The following is an 11,457-nucleotide window of genomic DNA, read 5'->3' as shown; positions in this document are numbered from 1 at the left end:
AGAAGAAACAGCGACAGGTCTTTTGGCAGGGGCCTTGCCCTTAGCACTTACTCTCTTACACACAGCAGCAGTAGCTGAAGCAGGTATAGCTGAATCGGTGGCAGAAGGAGCCTCAACTTGCTGCAAACCACCCACAGAAGCACCACTTTGCGCAGCGCCACCTTCACCACCACCATCCCCACCCTCCGAGGGTCCACTAGGAGCAGCACCACCAGATACAGGATACATAACAACCTCTCTGCTTATATTTTTATTATCATTTCTATCTTATTCTTTTCTTATCAATTAATTTACATTAATTTGCTTACTTATCATACTAACATAAATTCACATACCAAAATTACACAAGAGAAGTAGGCACAATAACTCTACAAAACACGTACAACACCACAAATAGGCAGAGTCGCATTGTGCCTCAATTCACAGAAGCGATAGCCAGACACACCACATAAAGGCAAAGAAATAAAATATACCACCCATCAACTATAGGAGATAAATATAAATAGAACAACACAAAACAGTTAACCAATAATTAATATCAACTTAAGCAAGCCACACACATATGCATAAAACTTACATGAAACACATCTACAGTACAAAAAACCGACACGCTTATGAATATTTTAAATATGTTAACCAGTTTAATCAGTATCAGCAATACTTAAAAAAATAACTTATACTCCCACTCCACGTATTTCATCAATTCAATAATGGAAAACAAATACAGACCCACTGCACATAACATGCAACACCTTATTTGATACAAAAATTAAATTACTGTATAAACTTAACAATCTAAACTCAACAATCGTGTATCATGTGTAACATAAATATCTAGCATAGGTTATCGCATACAAATCTAGATATATTTAATTAATCTACAGTAGATAGTATTAGTATTTACAAAAAAACAGCTTTACAAGTTTAACAGTTAACTATCGGAACTATGATTCTCCATTATAGCTGTATACGCTAATACTACTAGGCGCTAATTGATTCAATGTACTCTGTGTTATAAGGTCGTAATGCTGAGATGAAAAAATCAGATTTTTGGATTACGTTATTATTTACGTATAATCACACTCTGGGTACACGAAAACACATAAAAAAACTTAATGTTTTAACGTCACTAAGTTATCCATCAAAAAGTAGTAGCAGTAATTAATAGTGCACAAACTATGAACAATATGAAGTACGAATCAACACATTAATATAAAAAAATTAAATTATTAACTAAGTATGGTATTCACTAAAGATTGTAATATTTGTTGAATAATAAGGTAGGCAGGCCTCAAAAAAATCACCCATAAAACCTGAATAGATGAATAAACATAAAAAAACAAAACACAGCCTTTATACAAGCTTAGAGGAAATGCAAGGAAGAAGCTCTATCGTATAAAAATAAACTTCTGCGCACAACAAATGCATAAAATGCATGTAATACTAATAGCAAGTAGTAAGATCAATTCTTACAATTAACTACGCCTTTTCCTTTTACGCCCACTTCCCCTCCTAGCACTACCTTGATATGATGAAGAAGACGCCCCATCTCTACCACCTCTTATGGACCCACTTGATTCACCAGCAGGAGGTGGTGAAGGTGGCAGCCCTCGATTCAGAAATGCTGCCAATCTTGCTCCCACATCCTCTTCCTCAGCAGCTGCTCTATTGGCAGCTACTAGTGAAACACTACTAACCTCCATAGACACAGAAGATAAAGGAGCGGCAGCAATATTACTACTCATAGAAACAGAGGAAGAAGGTCCAGCAGCGGCTCTACTACTCGTAGGTACCACAGAAGGCCCCGTACCTAATTTACCCATAATAAATGATTTCTTGGGTCCGCGAAAATAACTAAAGGAACTACTACTAACTGTCGTGGAAGATTCTTCAATAGCAGCGGAAGAAACAGAAGAAGTGGCAGTGGCTGACATTATTAGCCGCTCATCTGAAGATACAGGAGGTGATTCTCCTGCCAAAACTCCCAACGCAGAAACAGTACCTTCCGTAGTTAGCTCAGCTTCTCTAGTCAATACAAGCAACTCTGAAGAGGAAGAGGAAGAGGAAACATCTGCATCTAATCCTGACGCAGATGGAGATGAAGATAAAGATGAAGATAAAGATGAAAATTCAACCGAAGATGAAGATGAAGATAAAGGTTCAATCGAAGGTGAAGAGGGAGGAGAAAGTGAATCATCCTCTGCCCCCATAGACGCAGAAACAACATTAGCTACAACCAACCCTTTAGCTGGTGGTGACAAAGGAGGGGAGATATCAGAGGCTACTACCAGATCAGATATAGGTACAGGCAAAGGCGAAAAAGAAGATGAAGGTTCAGCAGATAATTCATCTTCAACAGAAACAACACCTTCCGCGATCGAGACTAAAACATCCCCGCCAATAGTAGTCGAAGAAGATTCTTCAACAGCAGTTGATACAGCAACAAACTCAGTAATAGGTGGCAAAAAAGGTCCAGTACCTCCAGGTGATGCTACAACAGCAGAGTCAGTACCAACAGTGGATGCACTACTAGGCTGGCCTCTATAAAGAAGCAATTTAACAAATTTAGAATAAGGCCGATCAGAATCCTCCTCTAGCAACAGCAAAGATCCTGACTGTGTCTCAGATTGAGTATGCGACTTAGGTAATGATTCAGATTCAGATGATAGTCCAGGCTCAGGTTGAGACAGTGATTCTGGTTCAGGTTGAGGGGGTAATTCAGGTTCAGATTGAGGGGGTAATTCTGGTTCAGGTTGGGGGGGTAATTCAGATTCAGGCTGAGGTTGCGGACTGGAAGAAGAATGCACAAGAACTGCGACACCGCTTCCTGAAGCCTCACCCTCATTTGTAACTCTACTACTATTTTCTAATGCATTTCTTCGATCTACCGTACATCTTTGGAAAGCTGAAAGTGCCGCTACGGGAATACCAGTAACATTAAGGACATTAATAACATCCTCACAACAAATATCATCCAATGATTCATCTTCCAGTTCAGCAAAAACTCTATTAGCTACCCCATCCCACTCCGTGTTAAATATAGACTCCACTTCCTCACGAATAGCACAATCTAGTTTCGATAAAAAATCTGACAAACCAGCTCCACTTAATTGCACTAGCTTATCAGAGGAGACTGATAATACCTGAATACTAGAAAGTGCACGTACAAAATCAGGACGGTACTTGTAATGATAAACAGAAAGACACCTAGATACAAAACTATACAGGTGCAGTTCTCTATACATCTTGCACCAAATAGCTCGCCCAACCACGGAAAGTTTACTATTACCTACAGCTTCCAAGAGGTAATTAACTATAGACCTCGAATAAGAGGTTCTGGAAGCTTCACGGAGATCAGAAAATAGCTTATAAACTAGTTTAGCACTAGCAGGATGTAATTTAACACCCAGCAAATCAACACATTTAATAGGCTGTATTCCCCCAACATTACCATGAACAACTACTGCTTCAGAATGAGTAGGTCCAGAAGGTGCACCAGAACCATCTTCTGATGGCAATGAAGATCCTAACTGTGACTCAGACTGAGATGGTAATGACTGAGGACTGGGAGGTGAAGAATGCGTAAGATCTACGACATCAACTTCTCCTGAGAATACCTTATTATACTTCTTATACTTTTCAGTACTTACATGTATTTTTAAATGCCGTACTGAAGACATTGTCATTGGTGGAACACCAGCAATATCTAAGACATTGGTAAAATCTACACAACTAACATCACTCAAGGATTTACCTTCTAGAGGACCGAGAATTTTACCAGTTGCTTCATTCCAACGAGAGTTAAAAAAACTAACCATCGTGCCAAGAATAGCAGAATCTAGTTTAGATAAAAAATTCAGCAACTCATCCCCACTTAATATTATCCCCACATCACTTTCAGAAGAATTAGATAATACTTTAACAGTAGGAAGAGAACGTATAAAACCAGGTCTGTGCTTAGCATGGTACTCACGGAAGCATTTATATGAAAAATCAACTTCACACAGCATCCTGTAAGTACGTTGCCAAATAGCTCGCCCAGTAACCGACAGTTTATCACGCACTTCTGGCGGGAGTTGTTTTCCTATTACCCTCCCGTAAACACGTGCAGTGAGTACACTAGCATCATAAAAGAGAACATTAATAGCTCCAACATTATCTGGATGTAACTTAACACCCAGTGAATTAAGAACAACAGTGTCAACATTAAAGGAAGCAAGCTTTTTGGCAGAAGCCTTACCCCTAGCCCTTTTAGCACCCCCTCCTTCTTTAGCAGTAGTTAAAGTAGCGGTAGCTGAAGAAGAAACAGCGGCAGGCTTTTTGGCAGGAGCTTTGCCTTTGCCCCTAGCACTTACTTCCTTACCCGCAGTAGCAGCTGAATCGGTGGCAGGAGGAGCCTCAACTTGCTGCAAACCACCCACAGAAGCACCACTTTGCGCAGCGCCACCTTCACCATCATCCCCGCCTTCCGAGGGACCACTAGGAGCAGCACCACCAGATACAGGATACATAACAACCTCTCGCTTATATTTTTATTATCATTCCTATCTTATTCTTCTCTTATCAATTAATTTACTACTTACTGATTACTTACTGATCATCCTGGCATATTATCATAAATTCACATACCAAAATTACACAAGAGAGTAGGTACAGTAACTCGACAAAACATGTACAACACCACGAATAGGCAGAGTCACATATTATATTATAGCCATTGCACCTCAATTCGCAGAAGCAATAGCCAGCCACCACACATAAAGGCAGAGAAAAAAATATACCACCCATCAACTGCGGTAGCTTGAACATTATTTAATAAAGAAAAAACATTTACATACAATAACCATTAATTGTATAAATTAAGTATTAATACTACTACGCTACTGTGAAGATACAACATATTAACTGATCATTACTAAACTTAACAGATAGGAGTGTACTAGTAAAATACACTCAGTAGCGCACAATTGACAGGCAATATAGGCGATAAATATAAATAGAACAATACAAAACAGTTAACCAATAATTAATATCAATACAAGTAAAACACGCACGTATGGATAAATACTTACATGAAATACATCTACAGTACAAAAAACCGGCACGCTTATGAATATTTTAAATATATTAACCAGTTTAATCAGTATCATCAGCAATTCTTAAAAAAATAACTTATACTCCTACTTCATATATTTCACAAATTAAATAATAAAAAACAGACCCAGACCCACTACACATACCATGCAACACCAAAAATTAAATTATTGTATAAACTTAACAACCGTGTATCACGGTGTAACATAAATATCTATTATAGGTTATCGCATACAAATTTAGATATATACTTAATTAATCTACAGTAAATAGTATTAGTATCTCCATAACAAAAAACAGCCTTCTTACTTTTTGGATTGCATTATATTTACATATAATCACACTCTGGGTACACGAAAACACATAAAAAAAACTTAATGTTTTAAAGTAACTAAGTTATCCATCAAAAAGTAGTAACAGTAATTAATAGTGCACAAACTATGAACACGATAAAGTACGAATCAACACATTAATATAAAAAAATTAAATTATTAACTAAGTATGGTATTCACTAAAGATTGTAATATTTGTTGTAATAAGAAGGTAGGAAGGCCCCAAAAAATCACCCTTAAAATCTGAATGGATGGAATGAATATAAAAAAACAAAACACAGCCTTATCCAAGCTTAGAGGAAATGCAAGGAAGAAGCTCTATCATACAAAAATAAACTTCTGCGCACAACAAATTCATAAAATCATGTAATGCTAATAGCAAGAAGTAAGATCAATCCTCACAATTAGCTACGCCTTTTCCTTTTACGCCCACTTCCCCTCCTAGCACTACCCTGATATGAAGAAGACACCCCATCTCTACCGCCTCTTATAAACCCACTTGATTCACCAGCAGGTGGCGGTGAAGAAGGTAGACCTCGATTCAGCAATGCTGCCAATCTCGCTCCCACATCCTCCTCCTCAGCAACTGCTCTATTGGCAGCTACTAGTGGAACACTACTAACCTTAACGGACGCAGAAGATAAAGGAGAAGCAGCAACATTACTACTCATAGACACAGAGGAAGAAGGTCCAGCAGCGGCCCTACTACTCGTAGGCACCACAAAAGGCCCTATACCTAATTTACCCATAATAAATGATTTCTTGGGTCCGCGAAAATAACTAAAGGAACTACTACTAACTGTCGTGGAAGATTCTTCAATAGCAGCGGAAGAAACAGAAGAAGGGGGAATGGCTGACATTATTAGCCGCTCATCTGAAGATACAGGAGGTGATTCTCCTGCCAAAACTCCCGACGCAGAAACAGTACCTTCCTTAGTTAGCCTAGCTTCTCTAGTCAATACAGGTGACTCTGGAGAGAAAGAGGAAACATCGGCATCTAATCCTGATTCAGTTGGAGATGAAGATAAAGGTGCGGGTAAAATAGAAGGTAAAGGTGAAGATGATTCATCTACTAAAACTCCTAACGTAGAAACAGCACCGTCTACAGTCGAGACTAAAACATCCCCGCCAATAGTAGTCGAAGAAGATTCTTCAACAGCAGTTGACACAGCAACAAACTCAGTAATAGGTGGCAAAAAAGGTCCAGTACCTCCAGGTGATGCTACAACAGTAGAGTCGGTACCAACAGTAGATTCACTACTAGGTTGGCCTCTATAAAGAAGCAATTTAACAAATTTAGAATGAGACAGATCAGAATCCTCCTCTAGCAACAACAAAGATCCTAACTGTGTCTCAGACTGAGTATGCGACTTAGGTAATGATTCAGATTCAGATAATAATTCAGGTTCAGGTTGATATGATAACTCAGGCTCAAGTTGTGGAGAAGAGATAACCGAAGAATGAGCAACATCAATAGTACTACTTCCTGACTCCGTGCCATCAACCGAATATTTACTTCTACTTCCTGATATCCTACCCTTACTCATCTTACGTCTTTGAGTACGTCTCTGATCATCTCTTTGAGAAATTGAAAATGCTACCACAGGAATACCAGCAACATCGATGACTCTAATAAAATCTTCACAACTAGCGGTACTCAATGATCCATCTTCTAGTATGGCAAAAACTTTATCAGTTACTTCATCATCCCACCGTGAATTAAATATAGACTCCACTACCTCACGAATAGCACAATCTAGTCTCGATAGAAAACCTAGTAACTCACCCCCACTTAATGGCACTAGCTTGCAATCAGAGGAACTTGATAATACTCGAACACTATCAAGAGCACGTATAAAGTTAGGACGATACTTAGCATGATACATACAAATGGACCTATACATAAATCTAGATAGATGCAGTTCCTTATATATTTTGCACCAAATAGCTTTACCAACAGACGAAAGTTTACTATTCACAGTAGTTAAGATGTAATTAAGCATCGAATGCGAGAAAGACATTCTGGCAGATCTACGAATGTCAGAAAAGAGCTTATAAATTAGTTCAGCACTATCAGGATGTAACTTAACACCCAACAAATCAACACATTGAACAGAAACATCACCGCTATCAGTTTGTATTTCTGCTGCAATTGGATCAGAAGAAGATCCACCATCAAAATCTTCAATAGAAGATAGCATGGTTAATTTGGAAGATGTACTGGGAGCATCAACTAATGGCAATGAAGATCCTAACTGTGACTCAGATTGGTAATTCGTATCAGGTAACAATTCAGGACGAGACTGAGATGGCGATGATTGAATACTTAAAGGGGCGGAATGCGTAAGATCCGTAACACCAACTCCTAATGCTGTACACTTATCAATGCCTTTACTTTTTGCACAACCTCTACTTTTTGCACTTGGTATAGCTGCTATCATTACCGATAATGCTACTCGAGGAATACCGGCAATATCTAGAACATTAATAAAATCTTTACAACTGACAGCATTCAAAGCCCCGTCTTCCAGAGAAACAGAAACTTTACTCCAACAAGAGTTAAAAACAGACTTCACCTTACTACGGATAGCGCAATCTAGTCTCGATAAAAAATCTAGCAATCTATCCCCAACTAGCGGCAACACATTACGATCAGGAGAATCTGATAATACTTTAATACTATGAAGAGCACGTATAAAATCAGGGTGATGCTTAGCATGATACTCACCAAGGCACCTGAATAAAAAACTATCTTCACACATTACCCTATAGGTCCAGTACCAAATAGACCGTCCGGTAATCGTAAGTTTGTCATTCACGATTGATGGTAGTTGTTTGCTTACCATATTCTTGTAAATACGTCTAGAGAATGCATTGACTTTAAAAAAGAGATCTTCAATTATCAGAGCACTCTCAGAAGATAACATAACACCCAGTGAACTCAAAACATCCGAATCAACAGTAAAGGCTGAAGAAAAAACAGCAGAAGTAGCAATAGCAGATTTTTGGGCAAAAGACTTACCTCTATCCTTCTTAGTACTCACCACCTTATCTATAGTAGCAGTATCAGCCGTAGATACACTGCCTACCGCACGTCTTTGGGCAAATGAAAATGCTACTACAGGAATACCAACGGTATCGAGTACATCGATAAAATCTTCACAACTAACATCACTCAATAATCCATCTTCCAGTTCAGAAAAAACCAAACCAGCTACTCTATCCCACTCCAAGTTAAATACAGACTCCACTGCTTTAAGAACAGCACAATCTAGTTTCGATAAAAAATCTAGTAAATTAACACCACTTAATGGCACTAACCTATGATCAAAGGAACTTGATAATACCCGAATATCAGGAAGAGAACGTATAAAATCGGGACGGTACTTGGAATGGTACATACAAAGGGACCTAGACACAAATCTAGATATATGAAGTTCCTTATAAGTTTTGAACCAAATAGCTTTACCAATCGCCGTAAGTTCACCATTCAAAATCTCTAAGATGTAACTAAGCATCGATTTCGAGGAAGACCTTCTGGCAGATCCACGAATGTCAGAAAAGAGTTTACAAATTATTTTGGCACTATCTTGATGTAACTTAACACCTGGCAAATCAAAACATTGAACAGATAATGAAACACAAGAGGAAGGGGTAGAAATTGAATCAGAAGAAGATCCAGCAACATAATCTACAACAGAAGACATCGGAGTAAATTCGGAAGGTGTACTAGAAGCATCACCTAACGGCAACGAAGATTCTACTTGTACCTCAGATTGAGAATGCATATTAAGTGACAATCCAGGATTGGACTGAGATGGTAATGATTGAGAAGCAGAAGATAAAGAATGCGTAAGACCTGTAACACTAATTCCTGCTGGTGTACATTTGCCCGTAACTTTATTTCTTTCACGTCTTCTTTCCCGTGTTGCAGTGCCTGCTAGCATTACCGATAATGCTAATACAGGAACTTCGGCAATGTTGAGAACATCGATAAAATCTTTACAGCCAACCGCATTCAAGGACTCCTCTTCTAGAGCAGCATGAACCGTATCAACTACTTCATTCCAATCAGATTTAAAAACAGACTCCACCTTACTACGGACAGCACAATCTAGTCTCGATAAAAAATCTAGCAACCTATCTCCGGTTAATGGCACTACATCACAGTCAGAAGAACTCGGTAACACTTTAATGCTAGGAAGGGCATGTATAAAATCAGGACGGTGACTAACATGGTACTCACTAAGACAGCTGTACACAAAACTAGCTTCACACATTACTCTATAAGTACCGTACCAAATAGCTCGTCCAGTGACCGTAAGTTTGTCGCTCACGTCTGGAGGAAGTTGCGTGCTTACCATACTCTTGTAAATACGTCTAGAGAATGCATTGACTTTAAAAAAGAGATCATTAATTATTTGAGCACTATCAGGATGTAACTTAACACCTAGTAAAACATCAGAACCAGCATTAAACACAGCAGCAGTGGTAGTTGAAGTAGTAATAGCTGAGTCAGTAGGAGACTCAATTTGCTGCAAGCCACTGCCATAAATACCACTCTGTACAGTGTCCTCTTTATTACTATCACTATCATCCTCAACATCTAGGACATCACTATAAGCAGAAGCACTGGTTACAGGTACAGGATAAATAATAACCTCCATGTCTATTGTTTATATTTTATTATTCTAACATCATAGTATCAATTCACACATCAACATTACAGGAGATAAGAAGGTACAGTCACTCGACAAAAAGAATATAACACCATGATAGACAGAGTCGTACATTATTACCCTTGCATCTAAATACTCATATCACCAAAAGTAGTAATTTACACGTACAAAGACAAATGCCAAAAACACCTCTCACCATCTACAGTAGCTTGTATATAACTTAAAAACCAAGCAAATAAATAATAAATTAATTTGTATAAATAAAGTATTAATATACAACTTATTAAGTTTACTGGGTCAAAAATGCACAACCAATAAAAATAGGTAACAATCAGCTTGTTAGTAAACTCCAGCAAATTTTATTTTTATGTTAAATAATATATAGGCAAGTATAAATAGAATAATACATAGCAATTAATCAATAATTAATACGAATAATGAATCCAAGTACATACACTAAAACTTACGTAAAACAAAAAACAATCCATCATATACAAGACCAAACACTCGTATGAATGTTTTAAAATATTATCTGCAATAACTAAAATATAGATTTTATCAAATTCAATAAAAAAAATACATACTGACCCACATTACATGTAGTACATGCATCTTTATATCAATATAAGCATACAACATTAATCATTAGCCCCAAAAAATAAGGAACCGCTCTAAACGCGGCATATAAATAATCACCTTCCCACAACAAACGCATAAAATTACGTAATGGCAAGAATCAAGATTAATTCTCACAATTAACTACGCTTTGCCCTTTACGACCACTTCCTCTCCTAGGACTAACCTGATATGAAGAAGAAACCTCACCTCTCATGGCCCCACTGATTCATCAACAGGCGAAGGTGAAGATCATAGCCCCCCGATTCAGCAATGCCGCTAGTATAGCTCCAACATCATAATAATCTGTAGAGGTAGAAGTAGCTAGCAGTGAAATACTACTAACACCAACAAACGCAGAAGAGAAAAATCCAGCAACAGCACCACTACTCGTAGGCAATTCCAAAGGACTCATACCTAATTTACCCATAATAATTAATTTCTTATATCCATAAAAATAACTAGAAGAACTACTACTAGCTATCGTGTAAAATCCTCAGTAGCAGCAGCAACAACAGAAGAAGAGACAGTGGTTGGCGCTACTAGCTACTCAAATGACTTAGGTGAAGTAACAGGAGGTGATCCACCATCTAATACAGAAACAGCATCGTAGTCAGTCGATACTAAAACACCCTCATTAGTAACAATAGAAGAAGACTCGCCAGAAACAGTTAACACAGAAACATATTAATAAATAAAGAAGTCATGAAGAGAACACTTATTGCTTAACATCATCA

General features: G+C 38.0%; 4 protein-coding genes and 1 pseudogene. All 5 read right to left on the bottom strand.

Annotated features, from left to right (window positions below; translation table 11 throughout):
- Positions 1-228 (bottom strand): annotated as a pseudogene (locus A6733_RS05155) (MlaA family lipoprotein); the annotation flags it as partial.
- 1,247 nt (positions 229-1,475) lie between these two features.
- Complete coding sequence (locus A6733_RS08335; RefSeq protein ID WP_141663345.1) at positions 1,476-4,511, bottom strand: hypothetical protein; 3,036 nt, start codon at positions 4,509-4,511, stop codon at positions 1,476-1,478.
- Positions 4,512-5,830: 1,319 nt separating this feature from the next.
- Positions 5,831-10,093: a hypothetical protein gene (locus tag A6733_RS05145; RefSeq protein WP_092460564.1), complete on the bottom strand. Its 4,263-nt coding sequence runs from the start codon at positions 10,091-10,093 to the stop codon at positions 5,831-5,833.
- 859 nt (positions 10,094-10,952) lie between these two features.
- Entirely contained in the window at positions 10,953-11,135 is a 183-nt protein-coding gene (locus A6733_RS05140) for a hypothetical protein (protein ID WP_141663028.1), read from the bottom strand.
- Positions 11,136-11,266: 131 nt separating this feature from the next.
- Positions 11,267-11,398: a hypothetical protein gene (locus tag A6733_RS09660; RefSeq protein ID WP_278183847.1), complete on the bottom strand. Its 132-nt coding sequence runs from the start codon at positions 11,396-11,398 to the stop codon at positions 11,267-11,269.
- Positions 11,399-11,457 lie beyond the last annotated feature (59 nt).

The sequence above is a fragment of the Candidatus Ichthyocystis sparus genome (assembly GCF_900078745.1).
GTDB lineage: Bacteria > Pseudomonadota > Gammaproteobacteria > Burkholderiales > 2013Ark19i > Ichthyocystis > Ichthyocystis sparus.
Note: the sequence above shows the minus strand (reverse complement) of the source record. Positions and strands in the feature narration are given on the sequence as shown.

Excerpts from the sequence above, each read along its gene's own strand:
- A6733_RS08335 (WP_141663345.1), bottom strand. The coding sequence starts at position 4,511 with ATGTATCCTGTATCTGGTGGTGCTGCTCCTAGTGGTCCCTCGGAAGGC.
- A6733_RS05145 (WP_092460564.1), bottom strand. The coding sequence starts at position 10,093 with ATGGAGGTTATTATTTATCCTGTACCTGTAACCAGTGCTTCTGCTTAT.
- A6733_RS05140 (WP_141663028.1), bottom strand. The coding sequence starts at position 11,135 with ATGAGTCCTTTGGAATTGCCTACGAGTAGTGGTGCTGTTGCTGGATTT.